This is a genomic window from Nitrospirota bacterium, assembly GCA_016235245.1.
GTDB lineage: Bacteria > Nitrospirota > Thermodesulfovibrionia > Thermodesulfovibrionales > UBA6898 > UBA6898.
In genome coordinates this window covers 95,844-120,124 of the sequence record JACRLO010000012.1, presented here as the reverse complement: position 1 = coordinate 120,124, position 24,281 = coordinate 95,844, and the positions used below count along the sequence as shown (strand labels likewise).

Genomic DNA, 24,281 nt, shown 5'->3' with positions numbered 1-24,281 from the left:
TTGATGATGGTCGGCATGTATATAGCGTACGTGCTTTTTTCATCATTCCATATCGATCCGTATCTTTCAATTTTAATAGCTGCGCCGGTTCTCTTTGTTCTTGGTGTACTTATTCAGAAGTATCTCATAAATCCGGTTTTGAAGGTTGAGGCGATCATACCCGAAAACCAGGTCATTCTTACGGTAGGCATCGGCATGGTGCTTGCCAACATCGCCACGATCATATTTTCTTCCGATTACAAAACTACACCTGTTGAATATGCGACAAAGGCCTGGTATCTCTCGGACATATGGAAGGCATCGCCTATCGAGCTTTCGCTGTCGATGGCCTGGTCTGTCTCGTTCTGCGTTGCCCTTATCATTACTGGATGCCTCTGGTTTTTTTTAGCAAAGACCGATATGGGCAAATCGATCCGGGCGACAGCGCAGGATAAAGAAGCGGCCCTGCTTATGGGTGTCAATGTCGAAAGAATGCGGGTTTTTACCTTTGGTCTTGGTTCCGCACTTGTCGGCTCAGCTGGCTGCCTCTTTATACCTATCTACTATCTCTATCCCGATCTGGGGGGCCAGTTTACACTCATAGCCTTTGTTATCACAATCCTCGGCGGCCTTGGCTCTACCGTCGGTGCGATTGTCGGCGGTCTCATACTCGGTGTATTTGAATCTCTGACTTCCACGTATGTAGGCATGGGGTGGGCTCCTGTGGGCAGATTTATCATCTTTGTGGCAGCCCTTATCTTTGTTCCGGGCGGCATCATGTCGCTCTTTAAAAAGAAGAGGCTCGGAAAATGAAGAAGGCATTCCCCCTCATTATTGCCGGGCTTCTCTCTCTGCTTCCCCTGATCGGACTGAGCTCATACTGGATGCATATCCTGATCCTCGTGATCATGTGGTCGGTCATCGGCATGGCATGGAACCTCCTTGGCGGGTACTGCGGCCAGGTATCGTTTGGCCACGCTGCCTTCTTCGGCGTTGGCGCGTACACCGCCGGGATCCTTTATAACAAGCTCGGCATCTCTGCATGGTGGGGGCTGCCGTTCAGCATCTTTATTGTAGCGATCTTTGCCCTTATCATCGGGTACATCTGCCTCAGGCTGAAAGGCCCGTTCTTTGCACTCGGCACACTTGCCATGGGTGTGATCCTGAGGGTCATGGCAGAGAACCTTACCACGATTACAGAGGGCGATCTTGGCATCATGATCAGAGAAAGGACCTGGATTGAGAAGACCTGGTACTTCTATGTTATTCTTGTCATCGCTTTGCTGAGCTTTTATCTTGTGAAGAAGGTCATTGAATCAAAGCTGGGCTATTATTTTGTTGCAATTCGGGAAGACCAGGACGCTGCTGAATCCCTCGTCATTAACACAACCCTTTATAAAACTGTTGCCCTCAGCCTGAGCGCAATAATCACCGGGCTTGCAGGAGCTTTTTATACAAACTATATGGGCTATATTGATCCAAAAATCGTCTTTGCACTCCATGATATCTCGATCGTAACGATCATGGTCGTGATGGTCGGCGGAGTGGCAACCTACTGGGGGCCCTTTGTTGGAGCGATCATCATGGTCTTTCTCGCGGAGATCATACGGACCATTCCCAAGCTCGGCGCTGCACACCATACCTTCTTCGGCATCCTCTTAATTGTGATCATTATTTTCCTGCCTAACGGCGTAGTCGGGGACTGGCCCAAGCTGAAGCGGTTCCTCAGGATCGGGAGGGCGGCTTAATGGCTCTGCTTGAGGTTAAAGGCGTTTCACGCTTTTTCGGCGGACTTGCGGCGCTGACTGATATTTCATTCGGCGTTGAAAAGGGTGATATCCTCGGCCTGATCGGGCCGAATGGTGCTGGAAAGACCACCATGTTCAATGTGGTTCCGGCCTCAAACCTCATCAGATCTGCAAGATGGGCATTGCCAGGACCTTCCAGGTAGTAAGACCCCTCCAGAGGATGAGTGTGCTTGATAATGTGATAGCTTCAGCCTTTCTGCGCGTGAAGAGCAGAGCCCAGGCCGAGGAAATAGCGTTGGAAACGATCAAATTTACCGGACTTTATGATGACAAAGAGGTGATATCAAAAGGCCTTCCTCTTGGCAAGAGAAAGAAGCTTGAGATAGCCCGGGCACTTGCCACCCAACAAGAGATGCTTCTGCTTGATGAATCCTTTGCAGGACTGAACCCTGCTGAACTTGACGATTCCATCGGGATCATACGCAGGATAAAGGAAAGAGGCATAACCATCATGATCATAGAGCATCACATGAAGGTCATCATGGCTATTTCCGACAGGATCGTTGTATTAAGCTATGGACAAAAATTGGCCGAAGGAACGCCGCTTGAGATAGGGAACAACCCCCTTGTGGTTGAGGCGTATCTTGGAGAAACAGAGAGTGCTTGAGATAAGGAACATAGATGTTTTCTATGGCGATGTCCAGGTGATATGGGACGTTTCCTTTGAGGTAAAAGCTGGTGAGATCGTAGCACTGATCGGAGCAAACGGGGCAGGAAAATCAACAACCCTGAAGACGATCTCCGGAATAGTGAGGCCCAGAAAGGGTGAGGTAGTTTTTGACGAAGCCCTGATCCATAAAATCGAACCCTACAAACTGATAGAGCAGGGGTTAGCCCTCTGTCCTGAGGCAAGAAGACTTTTTGTTGAGATGACCGTGGAAGAAAACCTGGATATGGGTTCGCTAAAAGGCGAGGCAAAGAAACAGAGGCAGAAGACCAAGGAAATGGTATTTGAGCTCTTTCCAAGGCTCGGTGAGCGAAGAAGGCAGCTTGCCGGTACGTTGAGCGGCGGTGAACAGCAGATGGTTGCCATAGGAAGGGGCCTGATGTCTTTGCCGAAATTGCTGATGTTTGACGAACCATCGCTCGGGCTCGCTCCTATCCTTGTCCGAGAGGTCTTTAATGTCATCAAGCGGATACGGGAAGCAGTGACCACGGTCCTTATTGTTGAGCAGAACACAAAGCAGACACTTTCGATCGCTGACAGGGCATATGTACTCGAGACAGGCAGGATAACGCTTCAAGGCACAGGCCAGGCACTGCTTAATGATGAGCATGTAAGGAAAGCGTATCTGGGAGTTTAATAAATAGGGATTAGGGGTTGGGGTCTCGTTGAGAATTTTGGATCTGTAATGCCAATCCCTAACCCCCAAACCCTGATTCAAGGAGGTTGCATATGTTCGTTTCCGACTGGATGACAAGAAAGGTGATCACCATAACTCCTGACAGCAGCGTTTCCGAAGCAGTCAAGCTCATGAAGGAGAAGAAGATAAAGCATATCCCTGTGGTAAAGGACGAGAGGCTTAAGGGTATCATATCGGACAGGGATATCAGGGAGTTCAGTCCGTCCAAGGCGACATCACTCGATGTGTATGAACTGCATTACCTCCTTGCAACCACCAAAGTAAAAGAACTGATGAAGACAAAGGTCTTCACGATCACTCCGGATTCTCCGGTTGAAGAGGCTGCCATGCTTATGTATGACAACAGCATCGGTTCTCTTCCTGCCATCGAAAACAGCAGGGTTGCCGGCATCATATCCGACAGGGACATATTCCGGGTGCTGGTGGATATTACCGGCGTTAGGCACGGTGGCCATCGAATTGCGGTGATGGTTGATGACAGACCCGGTTCTGTGCGAGAGGTGGCAGACATCATCAGAAAATACGGCTTTAGTCTGCAGAGCATTCTTACTTCCTACGAAAAAGCAGCAAAGGGTTATCGGAACGTCGTTATCCGGTGCAGCGGAGAGGGCAAGTTCGGGGCGCTGAAATCAGAGCTCATGGGAACATTCAAGGGAGTGAAGATAGACAAGGGCTGAGCCCTCTGCGTCAGGAAGAACCTTCAGCAAGCTCCCTCAGGAGGGAAAGGTATCTTTTGCCTGAAGCCGCACCCATAATATTTCTCATTCTCAGCGATAATCTGCCGGCCATCCCCATACCGCTTTTCTCAATAAGAACGGTTTGCTTCAGCAGAGTTCCCTTGCTGTCAGGAAACATCTCATAGATCTCCTGAATAAAGCCTTTCTTCGGCAGATTGCCGCCTGAAAAGTGAAGCGCAATACGCGCACGGTCCTCATACTCAAGGATTTCTGCGAGAAAATTGCTCTCTTTCGCTGCCAGCCTATACCGAATCCGATATTGAGAATTTGCCTTCGGTTTTCCGAGGGTTATCGGCACGACAGCCGTTATCCTTGGGTTCCAGGTCTTCATGAGCATGGGATCAGTAATAAGGCCCCAGATCTTTTCTGGCGGGGCAGAAAGAAGTATTTTGTTTTTAATGATCACCGGACTCTGTTCCTTATTCCACTATAAGATTGCATGCAAAATTATACCAGATATTTGGGCCTGAATTTTCAATTGCCGAGGAAGGAAAAGGGGCAACAAAGCTCGCTGTAAATGCAGTTTCGTAACGAGAGAGGTCAAATACTTAAGCAGCTTCGAGATGCCTCTCGATATGGTGCATGATGAAACTCTCACCATTGAATGTCCAGACATAGTCTTCAGTAAAGGATTCGCACTCTGTATTCCTGCACTGATAGGTATTCTGAACAGACATTACCGCACCGTCAGAAGTGTCCATACTCTCAACCATTGTGCTTCCAACCGGCATAAGCCGGCACCTGCAAATCGGACAGACCATCTTTCTTCCCCCCTTAAAGTCAGAAAGAATATACTGCTTACTCCCATTATAGTTTACCTATCGGCTCTGTCAAAGGATTTCTTTAACAAGCCGGTTGTTCCAGCTTTATTTTCATCTCATCTTCCGCTGTTTATCGTATTGAACTCATACCCTATACTTGGACTCTGCTATAATTAAATATTAACGTTATTGGATGCTATATCAGATATGGACCCACTCAGTATCATAAATAAATATTTCGATACCAGTTCAGTTGTCCTTGATATTCTTGTTGAGCACAGCAGTATGGTTGTGTCGAAGGCCCTTGCTGTTGCTGAAAATGTTAGGCATCTATCTCCTGATCTTAATTTTATCAGGGAAGCAGCTATGCTTCATGACATCGGTATCATTTGGGTGGATGCCCCTCAGCTCGGCTGCTATGGGGAAATGCCCTATATTTGTCATGGGTATTTAGGAAGAACGCTTCTTGAAAATGAAGGGTTTCCGCTGCATGCTCTTGTCTGTGAAAGACATGTCGGCACTGGAATTATCACAGCTGATATTGAGAGGTTTAACCTTCCGCTTCCGAAACGGGATATGCAGCCTGTGACCCTCGAAGAAAAAATTATCTGCTATGCTGATAAGTTCTATTCAAAAAGAATTGGCCAGCTGCAGCACGAAAAATCAGCAGCTCAGGCAAGAGCGGAACTACAGAAGTTTGGGGCTGAAAAGCTGGAGGCCTTTGATGAACTGCATCGGCTTTTCAGTAATAAATCCTCTCAAGAAATAGTCCGCAAGCAGGAGCGGTAGGGCCGGCTTTTGTTCTATCCCGTGCATTGAGTATCGCGCTGATATCCTTGACGGCAATCCTGCCCTTGCCGACCTCTACGAGAGTTCCGACGATATTTCTGACCATATGTCTGAGAAATGCGTTGGCCTCTATGGATATCCTGATCCAGTCACCCCTTATCGAAACGGTCATAAAATCCATCGCATCAAGAGCCTTAATCTCCAGTGCAGAAATATGCCGCACCGTGGTTTTTGCACTGCAGCCCGCTCCCCTGAAAGAGGAAAAATCGTGTTCACCTGTCAGGAGCAAGGCTGCTTCTTTCATCGCATTAAGATCGAGGATTGTTTTTATCTGCCATCGGTATTTATGAAGAAAGGCCGACTCGTTTCTGCCTAAGCTTATAAAATAGATATATCTTTTTTTCATCGCATCAAAGCGCGGATGGAATAATTCATCTGTTTCTTCTATACCGAGAATCCTGATGTCTTCCGGAAGCTTTGCATTCAATGCCCTTATCAGGACATCTGTTGTCAGGGCGGATTTGGTATTGAAGATAGCTACTTGTCCAAGCGCATGTACGCCTGCATCTGTTCTGCTGGCACCTGAAAGCCGAATCTCGTTTCCGGCAATGTCCATAATACGTTTTCTAAGTATGTCCTGGATCGTATTGCCCGATTTTTGAGATTGCCATCCCTGGTAATTAGAGCCGTCGTATGCAAGCAATAGTTTTATATATCTCATGCCAAAGGGAGCTGTACGTGGAATATGCCTGCCTGATTTGCCGGAAACAACAATAGTCGCCCTGCTCTTTATTTAATATGCTCTGGGGTTATATTACGGATAAAGAGATCGACCAGTCCTGGATCGAACTGGGTCCCGGCCTTCTGTTTCAATTCCTCAAGCGCATCCTCATAGCTTACCGGCACTTTGTACGACTGTGAGCTTGTCATCGCGTCAAAGACTTCGGCTATTGCAATGATTCGTGCTCCAAGCGGGATGTTCTCACCCATGAGTTTTGGCGCAGGATACCCATTCCCATCATAGTGCTGATGATGATGAAGTATGAAAGGAGCAATTTCGGCATAGAATGTTATTGGCCTGATCATCTCGTTCCCGATTACAGGATGCTGCATAAAAATATCTTTTTTATAGGCCTCATCGAGATCGATCTTCAAAAAACCGACATCATGCAGAAGACTCGCAAAATACAGCCGCTTCTTTTCTTCCATTGACATGTCAAGTGCTTTTGCAAGGACATTACTGTAGCGCGCAACCCTGAGAGCATGACCCTTCTTCTCTGGCTGCTGAAAATCAATCGTTTCAAGGAGCAGGTCTGTGAGATGTATCTCATAATTCTTCTGATCCTCGGCAAATTTTGTTTTAAGTATCGAAATAGCAGCCTGCTCGGAAAGGTAACTGAGGATATCCTCATCTCTCTGGCGGTAAGGATGACCGCCTTCTTTATTAAGCACTTCAAGTACACCAACAACGCCCGCTTTAGTCTTAAGCGGAACACAGAGGATTGATTTAGTTTCAAACCCTGTCATAGCATCATACCGAGGATTAAATTGCTTGTTACCTTTGATATTTGAAACAGAGAGGGGCTTGCCTTCAAGAGCGACTGTTCCTGTTATGCCTTCCCCAAGTTCAACCGCTGTTCCAAGCAGCTGGGAGGCCTTTTCTCCTCTAACGATCTTAAATACCATTTTCTTGTTCTCATCGAGCAGAAGCAATGATCCCGCCGCTGAATCTGTTATGGAGAGAGCATAGTCCATAATTTTTTCAAGGAGGATATCTCCGTAGATCTCTTCCCTCAGGTCTTTGGTTATGGCCAGCATCCTCTCAAGCCTGCTGCTGTAGTCATGGATAATCCTGATCGTTTCCCTTGACAGCTGCATAGAGAGATACAGGCCGGTAACGGAAAGAATAAAAATGGCGGAAGCGACAATAGAAACCGATACTTCAGGGATATAGCTGATAAGGGGTATACTTTGAGGGAAGGCGTAACGCGAAAAAATAACTAAAAATGAGAAGATAACAATACCAACAATTACATTTACCGTAAGTATGCGCTTCCGAATCAGAGATATTATTGCGTTTGATTGCTCTTGATGGATCTCGGACATACCATAACTTTAACCAAGAACATTTCTGATGTCAACGATGCTCGTGTTTCAGTCCCCCTGATTTGCTCAAATTTTACATAATCTGAAGTTAAATCAGGAAAAGCAGTATTTCAGGCTGGAATGCAAACAAAGAGTTATTCATCCCGATATACCGTAATAGCAATCTCCGGACACATGTTCGCACAGATTGCGCACCCGGTACACTTCGCAACCTCCACCGGGCTCGCAATAAAATATCCTACTTTGTTAAACTGCTTAGTCATGGCAATGAGCTTCATGGGGCAGGCCTCAATGCAGTTGCCGCAGCCTTTGCATAATTCCCGACCAATTACTATTCTGCCTTTCACCGCGTTCTTTCCAGCAGCTCTTCGGCATGTCTTCGCGATATCTCGGTGACCGTTCCACTCAGCATTCGCGCAATCTCGTCCTGCCGCTGCATTCCTGAAAGCTCATGGACTGATACTGATACTCTGTTGGCCTTCTTACCCTTCTCTATTCTCAGGTGATGGTCTGCCAGGCTGGCGATCTGCGGCAGGTGTGTGATACAGATCAACTGATGCTTCCCGGATATCCTGAGGAGCTTCTTCCCGACACTGTCAGCTGTCTTGCCGCCGATACCTGCATCCACTTCGTCGAAGATCAGAACCGGGACATTGTCAACATCAGCAAGAATGCTCTTGAGGCTCAGCATGATCCTTGATAATTCTCCTCCTGAGGCTATCTTTGCAAGAGGTTTGAGCGGTTCGCCGATGTTCGCGGAAAAAAGAAAATCGATTCGGTCAATCCCATTGAAATTAATCTTGCATTTCCCCTCCGGATCAGTTTCCTGGCATATCTCAATCCTGAATTGCGCGCTATTGAAAGCCAGTTCTCTCAGGGTCTTCTCGATAAGATCCTCAATCTTCTTTGCGGTCTTTTTCCGCTTTTCTGAAAGAGCACGGGCAACCATGAGCAGGGCCTCGACACTCTTCTTGAGCTCTGCCTCAACTGCATTAAGGCGCTCATCAGTGGCCTCAAGCGATTCCAGCTCATCAGTGGCGGTTCGCTTATAATCCAGGATAGCTTCTATGCTTTCACCATATTTTTTCTGAAGCCTCTTGATGAGATCAAGGCGGTCCTGCACTTCATCAATGCGCTCAGGATCAAGATTATATTTATCCTTGAATACCCTAAGCGCGATGGCAGCGTCTTCAAGAAGCGGCATTGCTGATTCGACCAGGCTCAGGGTATCAGCAATGCTTGGATCAACAGCCTGCATGTCCCGCAGCTTACTGAGAACCTTTGCAAGGTTTTCAGTGCATGCACCGTCAGCCTCGTACAGAAGCGCATATGAAGTTTCAGTAAGCTCCTTCAGGCGGCTCAGGTTAGAGAGGATCTTCCGCTCTTCTTCAAGGGTCTGTTTTTCCTCTGGTTTGAGGCCCGCTGAGTCAATTTCATTGATCTGAAAACTGAGCAGATCTATTCTGTGGGCCCGGTCCTTGATCCTCTCGGTCAGGGCATTGAACTCTTCTCTGAGTGACTGCACAACTGCATAGAGTTCCCTCACCTGATCTATTTCATGCGTGTGGTCCCCATAGGAATCAAGGATAAGACGCTGCTTATCGGCTGTAAGGAGACTTTGATGTTCATGCTGACTGTGAATATCAACAAGGGACTTGCCAACTTCTGACAGGGTCTGGAGTGTAACCATGGAATCGTTAATGTACGCTCTGCTTTTCCCTGTGGCTGATATGATCCTCCGAAGTACAATGCCTTCTGAAACATCAATGCCGATTTCGGGAAATGCACTGGTATCTTCCAGTTCAAAGTATGCCTGGACCGTTGCTTCCTTTTCCCCTGCCTTGATCAGATCATTCTGTGCTCGATCCCCAAGCGCAAGGCCGAGTGCATCAACAATGATCGACTTGCCTGCTCCTGTTTCTCCTGTCAGGACATTGAGCCCCTTTTCAAATCTGACCGTAAGATCGTCAATGATCGCAAGGTTCCGGATGTTCAGTTCTTTCAGCATGGATACCTAAATATAGCACAAACAATGGAGATTTTGGTTATAAGCTGCTGCCTTTAGAACCTTTGGCGGATCTGTTATTGCATGAAAAAATACTGGACAATTGCTGCCACGAAGATTATCGCACCGGCAGGGATCGTCTTTCTGTATATACCGGAGAGGTCTGCCTTGAAATATTCTCTTGTCAGTATGAGACATAGGTGCACAGGGGAGAGGAGTACACCGATAAATCCCGAGGCAAAGGCAAGAGATATTAGAGACGGAAGAGCCGGTTCGCCGATGCTTATGAGCAGGGGAAATGTGCTCCCCACAAATCCGACCGTATGGCCGGTCAGGAGTCCGGCAGCAAAAGGAAGCAGGCAAAATACAGGCAGCAAAGGAATACCATGCTCAATAAAAAATCTGCCGAGATTATTCACTGAGCCGGATGCTTCCATTGTTTCTTTAAAAAAAACAATTCCGGCGATTATCACAATTACATCCCATGAAAAACCGTATCGAACTGCAGCAAAGATTCGCTTTATGCTGTATCGGTAATTGATGAAGATAGGAATAATCACAATAAGTAATGCATAGTGAAGCTCCATACCGGCAATGATAACCAGGATCATCACAAGCACGATAGGGGAAAAATTCAGCAATGACCTCATGTTAGCACGAAAAGCAGGTTTGATCCCTTTCCCTATGGAACTTCCGATGTCTCGCATGCTATAGATATATCCTGCTATAATCAGCGCAATAACGGAGACCGTATTTGTTATGGCCAGCCTGTTGAGCGGAATATGAGAGACCGCTGAGGCAAAAACTATCCCGGGATAAAGGGGCAGGATTAATTCCCACGGATGCCTGAACCAGTAATTAATAAAGGCCTTTTCCTCAGGGTTCATCTCCGTATCACGGGTTGCCTCCTCAACCATGGGGGCAGAGAAATAAGCGCCACCAAGGGAAGGCAACATTCCGATCAGTAATGGCATAGATATTATAACAGCCTTCCTTGATCTGAATGAACTCCTTATTTCGTTCATCATGGCATCGAGGATCTTCTGTTCCCTCAGAACAAGCTCAAATATCCTGATAAGCGACAATGACAGGAGTAGTTTGATGGCAATACCGCTGGTGGCAACCTTTTCAGTCGTAATAATGATATCAAGAAGACTCATGCGATAGAGCAGGGACAGGGCTCCAGATGAAATAAGCATAACATAGCCTATTCCTATTTTCTTCCTGAGCAGGCTGAGCATGAGAATAAAAATGAGGGATATTTTAAAAAGATCCAGCACTGTTAATTGTATCACATTTATGCAACCTCAGGACATCGTCCAGAGATAAATGTTCCACGTGGAACATTGCTGGCAAGATTGATAGATATCTGCCTATTATGTTCCACGTGGAACAAGACAAAATAATGTCAGCATTCACTCACGGGCGCAAGCCCATTGTTAGGAATAAACAATAAATACCTTAAATTGTGATCAGTCACTATGTTATAATGCATCCCCATGAACAAAGTTATATCCATCGTAAATCAAAAGGGCGGGGTAGGCAAAACGACCACTGCGATTAATCTTGCAGCGTCGCTTGCATTGTCAGGAGAAAAGATACTTCTCATAGATATTGACCCGCAGGGCAATACAACTTCAGGGCTTGGAATAGTCAGAGATGAAGTCGAAAAGACCTTATATAGCGTGATTGCAGGGGATTGTTCACTTGCTGAAGCAGTAGTGCATACACAGATAGAACAGCTTTATCTGGTTCCCTCCAGTGTAGATCTGCTTGGAGCAGAAATTGAGCTTATCGAAAAAGATGGCAGGGAGGGCATTCTTGCCAGGGCGCTGGAAGGCCTAAAAGACAGTTATCGGTACATATTCGTAGATTGCCCGCCATCACTCGGCCTGCTGACATTGAATGCCCTGGTTGCTTCTGATTCAGTTTTGGTTCCGGTCCAGTGCGAATATTATGCCCTTGAGGGCTTGAGCATGCTTACAAAAACAATCCGACGCATTCAGGGATCGTTTAACCCTCGCCTTGACATCAAGGGCATAGTGCTTACCATGTTTGACACGAGGAACAATCTCGCTCATCAGGTAGTTGAAGAGGTGCGAAAACACTTTGGTGAAAAAGTATATCAGACGATGATCCCCAGAAATATTGCATTGGGCGAGGCTCCGAGTCATGGGAAACCTGCAATGCTCTATGATATAAAGTCCAGAGGAGCTCAGAGTTATCTTGCTCTGGCAAAGGAGATATTACGTGAAGACGGCACTGGGTAGAGGGCTTGATGCTCTCATCCCTGACAAGGGAGATAATATTACTCACATTGATATAGATAGGATACTGCCCGGAATGCAGCAACCGAGAAAGGTATTCAATGAAAGCGCCCTGAACGAGCTTTCTGCATCAATAAAAGAAAAAGGTGTGTTGCAGCCAATCCTTGTTTCAAGGTCAGGGGATGGCTCATTTTATCTGATTGCCGGAGAGAGAAGGTGGCGGGCAGCAACCCTTGCCGGACTGAAAAAGATACCTGCTATCATCAAGAATGTTGATTCACGCGACTCCCTTGAAATGGCATTGATCGAGAATATTCAGAGAGAAGAACTCAATCCGATCGAAACAGCAGAGGGCTTCAACCGTCTGCTGCAGGAGTTCAATCTGACCCAGGAAGACCTCGCAGACAAGGTTGAGGATATGCTCTATGCAGGAAAATTGAGCATGGGACATGCACGGGCTTTGCTTGCACTCGAGGGCAAGATAAATCAGGTTGAGGCAGCCAGAAAAATCATAAAAAATGGGCTGAGCGTAAGAGAGACAGAATTATTAGCCCAAAAAACTAAGAAATCTGCTAAAATATCACGCGATAATGACCCTCAGATTGCATCTCTTGAGGAAAAGCTCTTAAGACACTTAGGCACAAAAGTACATATTGCTCAGAAAAACAAAAAGAAGGGGAAAATAGAGATAGAATATTATTCTCTTGAGGAGCTCAACAGGCTTCTTGACATATTAATGACATGAACAACATTCTGATCACAGGTCTTCCCAGCGCCGGTAAGACAACTTTAATTAAAAGGCTTTGCATTATTTTTAAGGAATTCAATCCAGTGGGGTTTGTGACCGATGAGATAATGGAAGAAGGGAATATTGCCGGCCTTGAAGTTAACAATCTTTTTGGTGATAGCAAGATCTTTGCCCATACAAAGCTGAAAAGCAAGATCAGTGTTGGTAAATTCAAGGTTGATATCAAGGGATTTGATATCTTTCTCGATCAGACCTTCTCCAGAGAGAAAAAAACCGGGCTCTATTTTATTGATGAGATCGGGAAAGTAGCGTGCGAATCAAAGAAATTCGGCAAGATCATCATTGGACTCCTTGACGCAAAAAAACCGGTTATTTCTACCATTACGGATAGAGGAACAGGCCTTATCAGTGATATCAGAAAAAGAGAAGATGTGAGGATTTTTGAAGTCACCGAGCAGAACCGTGATATCCGCCTGAAAGAACTGACCATGGTGATCAGGGATCTCTTGCTGGAATAAACAGACACATTCAGCCATCTATGCCTCCTATCGTAAGAACAGGAATTGACCTTATAGAAAAAAGATGGCCGGCTAAATTCAGATCTGCCAATATCGGCCTGCTATTACATCCTGCCTCCATAACCAGCAATTTTTCCCATTCTGCTGATACCTGCTTCAGTTCAAAGAAATTCAGCGTCTCGGCGTTGTTTGGCCCGCAGCACGGGATCCGCGGAGAAACTCAGGACAACATGATCGAGTGGGACAGCTTCAGGGACAAAAAGACCGGAATACCTGTGTACAGCCTTTATGGAACAACGCGAAAGCCGTCCCCTGAGATGTTAAGCAGCATAGACATCATGGTGATCGACCTTCAGGATGTTGGCGCTCGTTATTACACCTTCATTTGGACCATGGCACTCGTTATGGAGGCCTGCCAGGAGCTGAACAAAATGGTCGTAATCCTGGACAGGCCTAACCCGATAAACGGAAAGGCTATAGAAGGTCCTGTTCTTAAACAAAAATACACCTCATTTGTAGGGCTTCAAAGCCTTCCCATACGCCATGGCATGACGATAGGAGAGATAGGGCTCTATTTCAGAGAGGCCTTTTATAACAAATTGACGTTTGATATCATTCCTATGCTGGGATGGAAAAGAGCTATGTGGTTTGACGAAACAGGGCTGCCGTGGGTCCTCCCCTCTCCCAATATGCCGACATTAGACACTGCAACGGTCTACCCAGGGATGTGTCTTCTTGAAGGAACAAACATAAGTGAGGGCAGGGGAACAACCCGGCCATTTGAGATATTCGGAGCGCCCTTTATTGACCCGGAAGTCCTTACAACTGAACTGAGGGAATTACGACTGCCGGGATTAATCTTCAGGCCGCTGCACTTTATTCCAACCTTTCAGAAACATGCCGGGAAGCTTTGCGGCGGCGCACAGATACATCTGACAGACAGGGAAAAATTCAAGCCATTCAAAACAGCTGTTGCAATTCTGAAAACTCTCCATGATCTGTATCCCAAGAAATTCAGATGGAACAATCCGCCCTATGAGTACGAAAAGAACCTCTTGCCAATTGATATCCTTGCAGGCACAGATCGTCTGAGAAAAGATATTGAACAGTCCGCGCCTCTTGAGAGCATGGAAGCGTGCTGGAAGAGCGAGCTTCGCAATTTTGATAGAAAAATAAGACAAAAATATCTGCTCTATTAGTGGAAAACTTATATGCATTCATATTAGCAGCTGGCTACGGAGAAAGACTCAAGCCTATAACAGACTATATTCCAAAACCCCTTCTGCCGATCTGCGGAAAACCGGTCATTGAAACTGTTCTTGACAGAATATCCACCCTTTCGCCAAATATCATAGGCATCAATACTCATCATAAATCAGAACAGATCGAGAACTTTTTCCGCAATCATATAACACATTGTAATATAAGTATTTTCTATGAACCGTCCATTCTTGGCACCGGCGGTGCCCTAAAGAATGCCGAGTCCATGCTAAGAAACTCGGTCTTTATTGCGCATAATGCAGACATCCTTTCTGACATAGATCTTGCGACTCTGGTGAGAAGTCATCGTGAATCAGGAAATATTGCTACACTTGCAGTTCATGATTGTGAGAAATTCAACAATGTCTGGATTGACAACAAGGGTTTTCTCAAATCAGTCGGGGAATTGGCAGAGGAAAAGAGTTCAGAATTATATAAAATGGCATTCATGGGGATAGCGGTCTATTCTCAGAAAATCCTCGATTACCTTCCACAGGGGAATTCAAGCGTAGTTACTGCATGGCTCAAATCAGTTGCTGCAGGCCATACAATAGGCACAGCGGACTTTTCAGGAACTGCATGGACAGATATTGGCACCCCCGATTCATACGCAGCGGCAGTATTTGATACATTAAAGAAAGACGGTGAAACAATCTATATGCATGAGTCTGTTGACTGCGACAAGACTGAGTTCAATGGCAATATAGTCATAGAAAAGGACGTGACTCTTCAGGCGCCATCTTGCATTAGCAACAGCATTCTCTTGCCAGGAACCAGGATTGCCTCTGCTACAATAATAGAAAATGCTATAGTCGGTCCTGAATTCTCAATCCCCATCAGTACAGCACAAAACAGAGAAACAATACCGCTTACCCAGACAGTAGCGGAATGGCTTGATAGCGCTGAAAGATCGGCAGAAGCAACAGCGATAGCAGCAGGAGGATCGGACAGAACATATTACCGCGTCAGATGCAGAGACAAGACTGCCATACTCATGAATTGCACCGAAGCTGATCAGGACTATATACGTCATATCACATACACACGTTTCTTCAGGAAATGCGGTCTCCCGGTACCTGAGATATTCGTCGTCGATGAAGCGAACAGGCAGGCCCTTTTCGAAGACCTCGGTGACCTCTCCCTCTACGCCTGGCTCAAATGCAGAAGATCGCCAAGCGAAATAGAATCCCTATACAGGGAAATTCTCGATATCGTTGTGCGGCTGCAGACTGAAACCGCAGATCGTATTTCAGAATGTCCGACGCTGCAGGAAAGAGTTTTTGATTATGAACACCTCCGATGGGAGACAAGCTATTTTATGGAATGGTTTATCAAAGCCATAAAACATATTAATAACCCGGAGCAGGAACTCAGTACTGAATTTGACGCACTCGCAACATACGTCTCCTCTCTTCCAATAACCCTTCTTCACCGCGACTTACAGTCACAAAACATCATGGTCCTAAAGGGCAACATACCGCGCCTGATCGATTATCAGGGCGCACGTCTGGGCCCTGCAGCATATGATATAGCATCAATTCTATGGGATCCTTACTACAGGCTAGAGGACAGCCTGAGGGAACGGCTTATCGAGTATTACATTTTGCAGATGAAGCAATCCGCCTCATCGTTCAGCGAAACCGATTTCAGGAGATCTCTTATTCCCTGCAGGCTTCAGCGTCATATGCAGGCATTAGGCGCATACGGCTTTCTTTCAATAAAAAAAAGCAAGACGCATTTTTTCAAGCATATGCCTCAGGCAGTTGCATACCTCAAGCAGGAAACCTCATTGACGAAAGAGCTCTATCCGACACTCTATGCGCTTACAGCAGCCCTTTCATGAAGAGATTTGTGGTAAATTTTGATGAAATACAGAAAGCGCAGGAGGACACGGAGAGAGAAGCCTTCGACTATTTCCTGAACAGGAAAACAGGAGAGTTGATTATCCTGTCTCAGGATATTATCAACAAGGCATGGGAAATTCTCTCTATAAGCTATGACGACATTGCTGATTTCGAGGATGTCGAGCCTGATGAGATCCCCGAGATCCCGGAATGGATGGAAGACGAGATAGAGCTCGCACTCGACATATTCATGAATGATCACGACCACTATATAAGGGTCCCTGAACGAAACCCCATAAAAACATACGCAGCAATGAAGGAGTTTGCTGCCACTGTCCAGGACCGGGACCTCAATGATTCACTTAATAGTGCACTGGACGGTCCCGGCTCTTTCAGAAAGTTCAAAGATACCCTCGCTCAATTTCCGAAGGAAAAAAAACGCTGGCACAGCGCTAATGCAAAGGCGTCAAAAAAAGAGATAGAGGAATGGCTAAAAGCGTGTCAACTTACATACCAAACAATGAGCTCGGCGCCGAAAGCCTGTTAAGAAGACTCAGGAGCAAAAAGACCTGTACTCAGATACCGCTCTCCTCTGTCAGGTATGATGACAACAATCTTCTTGCCTCTGCCAAGCTTCCTCGCCACCCTAAGGGCTCCCCATAATGCGGCTCCAGAGGATATGCCGGCCAGAATTCCCTCTTTTACTGCCAGAACTCTTGCCGTCTCTGCAGCATCGCCATCAGTCACCTTGATCACCTCATCATAGATCTTGGTATTCAAAATCCCCGGGACAAAACCTGCGCCGAGGCCTGCAATCTTATGGGGGCCTGCATTTCCGCCTGACAGCACAGGAGATGCAGCAGGCTCCACCGCAGCGATCCAGATGTCAGGTCTCTTGTCTCTAAAAACCAGACCCATTCCGGTGATGGTGCCTCCTGTCCCGACACCGGCCACAAAACCGTCCGGAGCAGAGCCCAGGTCATTCAGGATCTCAACCGCAGTCGTCTTCATATGTACTTCAGGATTGGCACAATTTTCAAACTGCTGAGGCATAAAATATGAAAGGTTATCAGAACTAATTTCGGCTGCCCGATCTACAGCTCCCTTCATCCCCTTCTTACCCTCTGTTAGTACGAGCTCGGCCCCGTAAGCCTGAAGAAGCTGCCTGCGTTCCATGGACATAGTATCGGGCATGGTAAGAATAAGCCTGTATCCCTTAACCGCAGCAACCATCGCAAGTCCGATGCCCGTATTGCCGCTCGTCGGCTCTATAATGGTGCCCCCCGCCTTAAGCTTTCCTTCGCGCTCTGCTACTTCTACCATGGCTAACGCTATCCGGTCCTTGACAGAACCGCCAGGATTAGCGCCTTCAAGCTTTGCCCAAATCTCTGCGTCATCATGATCAGTCATTCTATGTATCTTTACCAGCGGTGTATTGCCAATCATCGAAAGGACTTCACTATGCAGCATCATATTTCCTCCCTGATATATTTGATCTGATACCTATTTACAATTATCTCGTTGCCATGCCAATTTATCATTATATCACAGAGCCCAAAGCCCATTTTCAGAATGACCGCAATAAGGTAAAATCAATATAATGGCAAAAAGAATCATAAAATCCTCAGGCAGTAATGAGGACTTTGATATTAATAAACTGACTAATTCCCTCGTACGCTCAGGCGCGCCCTCTGAGGTCGCCTACGAAATAGCCAAAGCAATAGAAGACGAGCTGCCCCAAAAAATACGGACCAGAGACATCTTCAGGCAGGCAAGAAAGCTGCTGCGAAAGCACAATGCTGCATCGGGTATGCGGTATTCAATAAAAAAAGCAATATTCGCTCTTGGCCCCTCAGGATATCCCTTTGAGCAGTATTTTGGAAAAATCATGGCACACCACGGATATACGGTCGAAACAAACCGCATTATTAAAGGCTATTGCGTTAATCACGAGGTCGATGTCATTGCGCGCAAAAATAATACCTATTCCGTAATTGAATGCAAATACCATAGTGATGCAGGCAAGGCAACCGACGTCAAGATCGCACTCTACGTTCATGCCCGTTTTCAGGACATCAGGAAAACGTCGGAGATGAACACCGAAAAGCATATGGCATTTCATAACGGCTGGCTTGTCACAAATACCCGCTGTTCGATAGATGCCATACGCTATGCAGAATGTGTCGGCCTCAAGATCGTCAGCTGGCGATACCCTGAAAAGAGCAGTCTCGAACGGATGATCGAAGACAAGAGGCTTTATCCAGTCACGATTCTCCATTCTGTCCGAAAAAACATGCTCGACAATCTTTTCAAGGCAGACATCATACTGGCGCAGGATATTGCAGAGATGACTGCGGAGGCTTTTATGCAAAGAAGCGGGCTGGATGAAGAAACAGCAAAAATACTCAAGCGTGAAGCTGACGAGATCTGCCCATACACAATTTCTTGATAAGATTTTGTCCTGCATGCATAATGTATAGTATACTTTTGAAAGGGGTACCATAATGAAACGTATTCTCACCGTATTAAGTCTTCTTCTTATTGCCGGCTTCGCTTCCGCTGAGGCACAGGAGCTGAGTACCGACAAGGAAAAAATCAGCTATAGCATGGGTGTTGCCACCGGCATGCAGATGAAACGGCAGTCCGTGGATGTTGAAATCGATATTTTCACAAAAGGCCTGCGGGATGCTGTTTCAGGCGGTAAGCTCCAGATGACAGAACAGCAGATCCAGGAAACCCTGATGAAGTTCCAGCAGGAAATGACCGCAAAGCAGGCTGAAAAGACCAAGCAGCTTGCTGGAGCCAACAAGAAGGAAGGTGAGGCCTTCCTTGCGGAAAACAAGAAAAAAGAAGGTATCAAGACTCTCCCGAGCGGCCTCCAGTACAAAGTCATCACCGAAGGAACAGGTAATAGGCCGAAGGAAAGCGATACCATTTCAGCCCATTACCGCGGGACCCTGATTGACGGCACTGAATTCGACAGTTCATATAAACGCGGACAGCCCGCAACGTTTGCCGTAAAAGGTGTTATCAGCGGATGGACGGAGGCATTGCAGCTCATGAAAGAGGGCTCCAAATGGCAGCTCTTTATCCCCTCTGATCTTGCCTATGGAGAGCGTGGCGCAGGAGCACAGATCGGCCCGAATACGACGCTCATCTTCGAAGTAGAACTGCTCTCGATCAAGGACGCAGCAGAAAAGAAAGAACCCAAAGAACATAAACCCCAGCCCAAAAAATAGTTACGTAAGGGGACAGGCAATATCTGCCTGTCCCCTTGTTAATTCACTGACACTGCCACATATCCGTTTTCTTTAAACGCCACTTTCAAACCTGGCCGCTCTTTTCATGCCGACAAAAAGAAGCTGCAGGGACAGGCTCTGAGAGAGCACAGCACTCAAAGTTCCCTCATTTCGGCTTGAACGAACCGGCATGCACAGTGACCTTTTCAAATAATGAAATCGTCCAATGGTAAGCCAGTCAGAATACTGTAGCCGACTAACAAACCCGCCTATTTCTTTCCAATCACCAGCACTGTCTCGGGAAGGTCTTTCACCAGAATGTTCTTGTACCCGGCCTCTGCCAGCCATTTCTTTATCTCAGCAGGGCTGTAACAACGCCCGGACTCAGTGCCAACCAGCATATTTACTGAAAAAAGCGCGCTCTGCGGCGGCTGGGTCAGCTCATCGTTGATCGGAAACTCCTGGACAACTACACGGCCGCCGGGATTCAGAGCAGCCTGGCATTTATGCAAAAGGTTAAGATTTTCTTCCGCAGAAAAGGCGTGAAAGATCTGGCTCAGTAGCACCAGGTCATACCCTGAGCCGATACTGTCGGTATGAAAATTGCCCGCAATAAACCTGATCCCCTTTGCCCCTTCTCTGCGCACGACCTTCCTGGCAATGCGGATCGTCTCGGGGAGATCGAATATGGATGCCTTTATACCTCTTTTTACCATAGCTATCGCGTTGGTACCGGGTCCTCCGCCAAGATCCAGCATGCTCTTTACATCCCTTACTCCCAAAGCTTTTATGAGACCCTCAGCTCTCAGGACCGTGAGGTTATGCATCCCCAGAATAAACGACTCATGATCAAAGCCACGCCTTGCAGGCCGTCCGGTCCTGACAACCTCATCAAGGGCTGAGAAGTTCTGCCACATCGTAGAGGCATGGCGCACGATATCGCCCTGATACAGGCGGCTCCCCCTGACAAGAAAGCTATTGGACACCGGGGCATTGAGGTAATTACCCGTTGGATTCTTGCTGATCAGGCCGATCCCCGTAAGCGCATCAAGGAGTATCTGGGTAGCGCGCAGATCGGTACCGAGGCTCCTTGCCACAGCAGCCGCTGACTGCGGTTTCCTGAGCCGCTCAAACAGGCCAAGATTATTCGCAGTCAAAATAACCCGTGCCGAAGTAAAACCCAGATACAACTTTCTCAGCCCGGCAAGATCGTCAGTTATCATGCTGCATCCCCTTTGTATCAATATGCGATGGCGCCACTGCAGCAGCGTCATCGGATACTTCACGGACCGTCACCTTATTGACCGTGACATATCCGCCGGCATCGACCATAAAACCGATGGCGCCGGCATCAAACATCTCGTCTTCAAACGAAACAAGGAAAAAACCGTTCACATAAATATCAAATTTACTGCCGAGGGCGACAATCCGAAACGTATTCTTCTCTAAACCCCTCCGGATCAGAGGTGTGGATTGCAGTGGAATGATCCCAAAGCGCGCACCATTTCTGCTGAATCTGACCTCGAAATTCCCGTCGCTCCCCAGATAAAGCCGATATGCGTTCAGGTCGGCATAAAGCCCGTTACTTCGGGAACAGATATCTATGCCGCTGGAACGTTTAGCCTCTGACTGAAACTCTATCTCTCCCTCAAAAATAAAATCCGTAAGGTGGTCAAAGGGAATGGGATAAAAGGCATAGGCATGATATATCTTCCTGTCAGAAGCATTCAGATGAAATACCCCTGAGCTATAGCTTTCGCCCTTGCCTGACGATGCAGAGAGATACTGCTTCTGCGTCATATCGTCACTGAGTACGCTTCTGCCCTCCTTCACCGCACCCAGTAGAGGCGTCCTCGACATAACAGGTGGCGTGATGGGAACAGGATCAAGCGCAACAAGATCCCCTGTTCTGACCGGCCGTGCTCTGTCCTGAAGCGACTTCACCGCGGCCTGTGATCCTCCTCCTGCCGTCTTAACCGCCTCAAGCAAGCCGACCCTTCGGTAATCGCCGAGCAGCTCACTGCCCTTGTCATCCGGCACAGCAGTCTTCTCTGCCACAAAAATCCTGGAGCCGGCTCTGACCCCCTGCTCTTGCCCGAGGTCTATGAGGACGCTATCCCCTGACACTGCGGTGACCACACCAAGCAGAGGGTATCTCATGAGTATCTCGGCTGCAGCCCACTTTGCAATCGCACGTGGTCCGGCGCTGCCCAAATATTTAACTTTAGTAATTTCAACCCGCGAGGTGGCCACATCAATAACACTTATCCTGATCTTCAGGGAATCCTCCCGGAAGATGCTGGCGGAGATGAGTTTATCCGCTCCCAGAAGTTTACCGACCGACGCTTTTTTCCTCTCGATCAGACCGCTGAGCTGCAGACTCTGTTCGCTCAGGATCTGCTCTATCTTTGCCCGTTCGATCAGTCTGTATTTCCCTGACTTGATGAGTACATCAAAGAGTGTGCTTTCAGCCTCTGTCCTCTCCGAAACAGAGACATTCCCGGCTGCCTCCATCGGCAGTATCGCAAAGGTGGTCTGCTGGAGAGCGTAGCATGTGGCCGTGCTACAAAAGAACAATAAAACGAAAATACGAACACTTACCATTGATCCATTATATCACGGCAGAAGAATTCGCTCATTATTGACTGAAGATAGATAAGGGGAAGATAGGTTTTCAATAATAACCATGGGGGGAACCCTGTACAAAACTCTACCCGATCCTGTCGATCCCCATATATGACCGCAGTGCCTCAGGTATGATTACCGAGCCATCCTTCTGCTGATAATTTTCGAGTATGGCAACAAGCGTCCTTCCTATCGCAAGGCCAGAGCCGTTTAGGGTGTGCACGAACTCAGTGCCCTTCCTGCCCTCGCGTTTGAAACGGATGCCGGCCCTGCGCGCCTGGAAATCAACAAAACTTGAGCACGACGATATTTCCCTGTACCTGTTCTGACCTGGAAGCCAAACTTCGATATCATAGGTCTTTGCAGAGGAAAAGCCGAGATCTCCAGAACACAATGCTACCACCCTGTAAGGAAGTTGCAGCGCCTGAAGTATCTCTTCAGCATTGTTCGTAAGCTTTTCGAGCTCGGCAAAGGAATCCTCAGGCTTTACGAACTTGACCAGCTCAACCTTGTTAAACTGATGCTGACGGATAAGACCTCTGGTATCCTTGCCGTGGGAGCCGGCCTCTCTTCTGAAGCAGGGCGTATAGGCAGTATAATAGATAGGAAGGTCTGCTTCCTGAAGGATCTCATCACGATGAATATTGGTCACCGGCACCTCTGCAGTCGGAATAAGGTACAATTCAGGGTCAGCAATCCTGAAAAGCTCTGCCTCGAACTTCGGAAGCTGTCCCGTGCCGGTCATGCTTTCCCGGTTCACCAGAATAGGAGGAAAGATCTCCTTATATCCCTTGCCGGTATGAGTGTCGAGCATAAAGTTCATGAGGGAGCGCTCGAGCCTTGCGCCGGCGCCCTTCATAACAGAAAAGCGTGCGCCTGATATCTTGGCCCCTCTTTCAAAATCGATGATATCAAGAGGTTCTGCAATGTCCCAATGGTTCAACGGGTCGAAATCAAACTGGGGAAGCACACCCCATTTTCTTATCTCAACATTCTCGCTCTCATCTTTGCCAAGGGGGACTGAATCGTCAGGGATATTGGGTATGGTCAGAAGCAGGGACCTTGTCTCCGCTTCAAGGTCTTTGAGCCGCTCATCCAGATCTTTCAATCGATCTGAAACGCCCTTCATCTCCTCAAGCTGAACAGAGGCATCTTCCTTCTGGCGCTTCAGTTTTCCGATTTCCTCAGAGACAATATTTCGTCTGTTTCTGAGGTCTTCAGTCTCCTTAAGCAGCGCCATCCTTTTTTCGTCTATGGCAAGAAAAGCAGCAAGCGGAAATTCATACCCTCGCTTTTTCAGGCCATTGCCGACCGATGTAACATTCTCCCTAACAAAACGTGCATCAAGCATGAATCTCGCCCCCAGCAGTAATAGGATGCCTACTTCTTATATTTTGTATTCTCAAGCATTACCGAATATTTGTATCCGCTTCCAAAGTCCTTATCCAAAACCATAGTGCCGGTCGCGGTTACAATATCGCCAACAGCCGGAAGCTCTGACGATGTTGTCACCAAATTATTTGTCCCTTTCTGTGCATCGCCTGTACCGTCCTGAATATGAATCCAATTTCTCTTCATTATTCCGGCAGATGTCTTTACCACTTTACCCTTGACCACGACCTGTTTCTTTGAAAGATTCTTGCTGTTTTTGTAGATATCTGCCACGGTATAGGCATTCTTTCCTGCGGCCTTCTCGACCTTTATCTTCTCCTCAGCAGCAACGACCTTGCCCTTGCTGCCCGAATCCTGAGGCGCAGATGCACCGCCTGCCTGTCCTGCTACGCCACCCGAAAAGATGATGCTGTCAAATTTCCTCTTGAGCGTCTTGCTCTCGAAATTCTTCATCTCCATGCCGGGCAGAAATGATATGGTCTGTCCCATCTTGACCTTGGTCTCAGGAACTGCCACCCAAATCTTTTTTCCGGCACTCTCGAGGCGGACATAGGTATAACCGCTGCTGTTCATTGTTTCAACGACTTTTCCGGTAAGGACGCCCGGCTCTTCCTGCTGTCCCTGGGCTTTTGTTTCAGCAGCAAAGCCGATGCCTGCAATAACCAATGCCAAAATCACACAAGATATCCTTACGATGCGCTTTTTCATTTTTTCTCCTTTTAAATAATGAGTCAGATATTTGTAATATGGACTTGACGCGTGCTGCGTGGCACTCCTCATTAACAGAAATAATTATACCATATAACGCCGGATCGCCTCACGGCAGTAAGGATCAATCC

The 24,281-nt window shown here is 47.2% G+C and carries 25 protein-coding genes and 1 pseudogene; 14 read left to right on the top strand and 12 right to left on the bottom strand.

Annotated features, from left to right (window positions below; genetic code table 11):
• The 5 genes and pseudogenes from HZB31_06765 to HZB31_06745 all read left to right on the top strand — a co-directional run.
• Nucleotides 1-792: branched-chain amino acid ABC transporter permease (locus tag HZB31_06765; GenBank protein ID MBI5847638.1), on the top strand; the 792-nt coding region annotated here is incomplete at its 5' end.
• Nucleotides 789-1,727: a branched-chain amino acid ABC transporter permease gene (locus HZB31_06760; protein MBI5847637.1), complete on the top strand. Its 939-nt coding sequence runs from the start codon at nt 789-791 to the stop codon at nt 1,725-1,727. The genes HZB31_06765 and HZB31_06760, both read left to right, overlap by 4 nt.
• Nucleotides 1,727-2,394: pseudogene (locus tag HZB31_06755) on the top strand (ABC transporter ATP-binding protein). Before HZB31_06760 ends, HZB31_06755 begins: the two are co-directional and overlap by 1 nt.
• On the top strand, nt 2,387-3,091 hold the full coding sequence (locus HZB31_06750; protein ID MBI5847636.1) for an ABC transporter ATP-binding protein: 705 nt from the start codon (nt 2,387-2,389) through the stop codon (nt 3,089-3,091). The pseudogene HZB31_06755 and the gene HZB31_06750 overlap by 8 nt, the downstream one beginning before the upstream one ends.
• A gap of 92 nt (nt 3,092-3,183) precedes the next feature.
• Nucleotides 3,184-3,828 (top strand): CBS domain-containing protein, encoded by a 645-nt coding sequence (locus tag HZB31_06745; GenBank protein MBI5847635.1) that lies wholly within the window; start codon nt 3,184-3,186, stop codon nt 3,826-3,828.
• A 10-nt stretch (nt 3,829-3,838) separates the two neighbouring features.
• Here the strand turns inward: HZB31_06745 and HZB31_06740 are convergent, their stop codons facing one another.
• Together HZB31_06740 and HZB31_06735 are read right to left on the bottom strand one after the other, a co-directional pair.
• On the bottom strand, nt 3,839-4,294 hold the full coding sequence (locus HZB31_06740; GenBank protein MBI5847634.1) for an SRPBCC family protein: 456 nt from the start codon (nt 4,292-4,294) through the stop codon (nt 3,839-3,841).
• A gap of 142 nt (nt 4,295-4,436) precedes the next feature.
• Nucleotides 4,437-4,649 (bottom strand): hypothetical protein, encoded by a 213-nt coding sequence (locus tag HZB31_06735; protein ID MBI5847633.1) that lies wholly within the window; start codon nt 4,647-4,649, stop codon nt 4,437-4,439.
• A gap of 207 nt (nt 4,650-4,856) precedes the next feature.
• On the opposite strand from HZB31_06735, the gene HZB31_06730 reads away from it, so the two are divergent.
• Nucleotides 4,857-5,438, top strand: a complete 582-nt coding sequence (locus HZB31_06730; GenBank protein ID MBI5847632.1) for an HD domain-containing protein — start codon at nt 4,857-4,859, stop codon at nt 5,436-5,438.
• Here HZB31_06730 and truA read toward each other — a convergent pair.
• The 5 genes from truA to HZB31_06705 all read right to left on the bottom strand — a co-directional run bounded on the left by truA (nt 5,392) and on the right by HZB31_06705 (nt 10,844).
• The gene (gene truA / locus HZB31_06725; protein MBI5847631.1) at nt 5,392-6,159 is read right to left on the bottom strand and encodes a tRNA pseudouridine(38-40) synthase TruA; all 768 of its coding nucleotides are present in this window, start codon (nt 6,157-6,159) and stop codon (nt 5,392-5,394) included. The genes HZB31_06730 and truA overlap by 47 nt on opposite strands.
• Nucleotides 6,160-6,227: 68 nt before the next feature.
• Nucleotides 6,228-7,544 (bottom strand): GAF domain-containing protein, encoded by a 1,317-nt coding sequence (locus tag HZB31_06720; protein ID MBI5847630.1) that lies wholly within the window; start codon nt 7,542-7,544, stop codon nt 6,228-6,230.
• A 134-nt stretch (nt 7,545-7,678) separates the two neighbouring features.
• A complete protein-coding gene (locus HZB31_06715; GenBank protein MBI5847629.1) occupies nt 7,679-7,891 on the bottom strand; it encodes a 4Fe-4S dicluster domain-containing protein in 213 nt (70 codons plus the stop codon).
• Nucleotides 7,888-9,552 carry a DNA repair protein RecN gene (recN, locus tag HZB31_06710; protein MBI5847628.1) on the bottom strand — a complete coding sequence of 555 codons (1,665 nt, stop codon included), beginning with the start codon at nt 9,550-9,552 and terminating at the stop codon, nt 7,888-7,890. The genes HZB31_06715 and recN overlap by 4 nt, the downstream gene beginning before the upstream one ends.
• A gap of 74 nt (nt 9,553-9,626) precedes the next feature.
• Nucleotides 9,627-10,844: a DUF401 family protein gene (locus HZB31_06705; protein ID MBI5847627.1), complete on the bottom strand. Its 1,218-nt coding sequence runs from the start codon at nt 10,842-10,844 to the stop codon at nt 9,627-9,629.
• A 204-nt stretch (nt 10,845-11,048) separates the two neighbouring features.
• On the opposite strand from HZB31_06705, the gene HZB31_06700 reads away from it, so the two are divergent.
• Genes HZB31_06700 through HZB31_06675 form a run of 6 tightly spaced genes read left to right on the top strand, consistent with a single transcriptional unit; the run spans nt 11,049 to nt 16,733 of the window.
• On the top strand, nt 11,049-11,819 hold the full coding sequence (locus tag HZB31_06700) for a ParA family protein (GenBank protein MBI5847626.1): 771 nt from the start codon (nt 11,049-11,051) through the stop codon (nt 11,817-11,819).
• Nucleotides 11,800-12,561 carry a ParB/RepB/Spo0J family partition protein gene (locus tag HZB31_06695; GenBank protein MBI5847625.1) on the top strand — a complete coding sequence of 254 codons (762 nt, stop codon included), beginning with the start codon at nt 11,800-11,802 and terminating at the stop codon, nt 12,559-12,561. The genes HZB31_06700 and HZB31_06695 overlap by 20 nt, the downstream gene beginning before the upstream one ends.
• A complete protein-coding gene (locus tag HZB31_06690) occupies nt 12,558-13,082 on the top strand; it encodes a hypothetical protein (GenBank protein ID MBI5847624.1) in 525 nt (174 codons plus the stop codon). Before HZB31_06695 ends, HZB31_06690 begins: the two co-directional genes overlap by 4 nt.
• Before the next feature lie 20 nt (nt 13,083-13,102).
• Complete coding sequence (locus tag HZB31_06685) at nt 13,103-14,281, top strand: DUF1343 domain-containing protein (protein MBI5847623.1); 1,179 nt, start codon at nt 13,103-13,105, stop codon at nt 14,279-14,281.
• A complete protein-coding gene (locus HZB31_06680) occupies nt 14,281-16,185 on the top strand; it encodes a phosphotransferase (GenBank protein MBI5847622.1) in 1,905 nt (634 codons plus the stop codon). The genes HZB31_06685 and HZB31_06680 overlap by 1 nt, the downstream gene beginning before the upstream one ends.
• Complete coding sequence (locus HZB31_06675; GenBank protein MBI5847621.1) at nt 16,182-16,733, top strand: hypothetical protein; 552 nt, start codon at nt 16,182-16,184, stop codon at nt 16,731-16,733. The genes HZB31_06680 and HZB31_06675 overlap by 4 nt, the downstream gene beginning before the upstream one ends.
• On the opposite strand, the gene cysK is transcribed toward HZB31_06675, so the two are convergent.
• Nucleotides 16,730-17,659 carry a cysteine synthase A gene (gene cysK, locus HZB31_06670; GenBank protein MBI5847620.1) on the bottom strand — a complete coding sequence of 310 codons (930 nt, stop codon included), beginning with the start codon at nt 17,657-17,659 and terminating at the stop codon, nt 16,730-16,732. The genes HZB31_06675 and cysK overlap by 4 nt on opposite strands.
• A 127-nt stretch (nt 17,660-17,786) precedes the next feature.
• Between cysK and HZB31_06665 the strand changes: the two genes are divergently transcribed.
• Both HZB31_06665 and HZB31_06660 read left to right on the top strand, forming a co-directional pair.
• Entirely contained in the window at nt 17,787-18,635 is an 849-nt protein-coding gene (locus HZB31_06665) for a restriction endonuclease (protein ID MBI5847619.1), read from the top strand.
• Between the two features lie 55 nt (nt 18,636-18,690).
• Nucleotides 18,691-19,425: an FKBP-type peptidyl-prolyl cis-trans isomerase gene (locus HZB31_06660; GenBank protein ID MBI5847618.1), complete on the top strand. Its 735-nt coding sequence runs from the start codon at nt 18,691-18,693 to the stop codon at nt 19,423-19,425.
• A 269-nt stretch (nt 19,426-19,694) separates the two neighbouring features.
• Here the strand turns inward: HZB31_06660 and HZB31_06655 are convergent, their stop codons facing one another.
• The 4 genes from HZB31_06655 to HZB31_06640 form a co-directional block, all read right to left on the bottom strand.
• The gene (locus HZB31_06655; protein ID MBI5847617.1) at nt 19,695-20,648 is read right to left on the bottom strand and encodes a methyltransferase domain-containing protein; all 954 of its coding nucleotides are present in this window, start codon (nt 20,646-20,648) and stop codon (nt 19,695-19,697) included.
• A complete protein-coding gene (locus HZB31_06650) occupies nt 20,638-22,029 on the bottom strand; it encodes a hypothetical protein (protein MBI5847616.1) in 1,392 nt (463 codons plus the stop codon). The genes HZB31_06655 and HZB31_06650 overlap by 11 nt, the downstream gene beginning before the upstream one ends.
• A gap of 106 nt (nt 22,030-22,135) precedes the next feature.
• Nucleotides 22,136-23,401 (bottom strand): serine--tRNA ligase, encoded by a 1,266-nt coding sequence (gene serS, locus HZB31_06645; protein MBI5847615.1) that lies wholly within the window; start codon nt 23,399-23,401, stop codon nt 22,136-22,138.
• Between the two features lie 29 nt (nt 23,402-23,430).
• Complete coding sequence (locus HZB31_06640) at nt 23,431-24,150, bottom strand: DNA-binding protein (GenBank protein MBI5847614.1); 720 nt, start codon at nt 24,148-24,150, stop codon at nt 23,431-23,433.
• Nucleotides 24,151-24,281 lie beyond the last annotated feature (131 nt).

Coding starts and splice junctions, on each gene's coding strand:
- serS (MBI5847615.1), bottom strand. CDS start 23,401: ATGCTTGATGCACGTTTTGTTAGGGAGAATGTTACATCGGTCGGCAAT.
- HZB31_06655 (MBI5847617.1), bottom strand. CDS start 20,648: ATGATAACTGACGATCTTGCCGGGCTGAGAAAGTTGTATCTGGGTTTT.
- truA (MBI5847631.1), bottom strand. CDS start 6,159: ATGAGATATATAAAACTATTGCTTGCATACGACGGCTCTAATTACCAG.
- recN (MBI5847628.1), bottom strand. CDS start 9,552: ATGCTGAAAGAACTGAACATCCGGAACCTTGCGATCATTGACGATCTT.
- HZB31_06720 (MBI5847630.1), bottom strand. CDS start 7,544: ATGTCCGAGATCCATCAAGAGCAATCAAACGCAATAATATCTCTGATT.
- HZB31_06675 (MBI5847621.1), top strand. CDS start 16,182: ATGAAGAGATTTGTGGTAAATTTTGATGAAATACAGAAAGCGCAGGAG.
- cysK (MBI5847620.1), bottom strand. CDS start 17,659: ATGATGCTGCATAGTGAAGTCCTTTCGATGATTGGCAATACACCGCTG.
- HZB31_06665 (MBI5847619.1), top strand. CDS start 17,787: ATGGCAAAAAGAATCATAAAATCCTCAGGCAGTAATGAGGACTTTGAT.
- HZB31_06760 (MBI5847637.1), top strand. CDS start 789: ATGAAGAAGGCATTCCCCCTCATTATTGCCGGGCTTCTCTCTCTGCTT.
- HZB31_06650 (MBI5847616.1), bottom strand. CDS start 22,029: ATGGTAAGTGTTCGTATTTTCGTTTTATTGTTCTTTTGTAGCACGGCC.
- HZB31_06735 (MBI5847633.1), bottom strand. CDS start 4,649: ATGGTCTGTCCGATTTGCAGGTGCCGGCTTATGCCGGTTGGAAGCACA.
- HZB31_06745 (MBI5847635.1), top strand. CDS start 3,184: ATGTTCGTTTCCGACTGGATGACAAGAAAGGTGATCACCATAACTCCT.
- HZB31_06660 (MBI5847618.1), top strand. CDS start 18,691: ATGAAACGTATTCTCACCGTATTAAGTCTTCTTCTTATTGCCGGCTTC.
- HZB31_06640 (MBI5847614.1), bottom strand. CDS start 24,150: ATGAAAAAGCGCATCGTAAGGATATCTTGTGTGATTTTGGCATTGGTT.
- HZB31_06690 (MBI5847624.1), top strand. CDS start 12,558: ATGAACAACATTCTGATCACAGGTCTTCCCAGCGCCGGTAAGACAACT.
- HZB31_06700 (MBI5847626.1), top strand. CDS start 11,049: ATGAACAAAGTTATATCCATCGTAAATCAAAAGGGCGGGGTAGGCAAA.
- HZB31_06730 (MBI5847632.1), top strand. CDS start 4,857: ATGGACCCACTCAGTATCATAAATAAATATTTCGATACCAGTTCAGTT.
- HZB31_06685 (MBI5847623.1), top strand. CDS start 13,103: ATGCCTCCTATCGTAAGAACAGGAATTGACCTTATAGAAAAAAGATGG.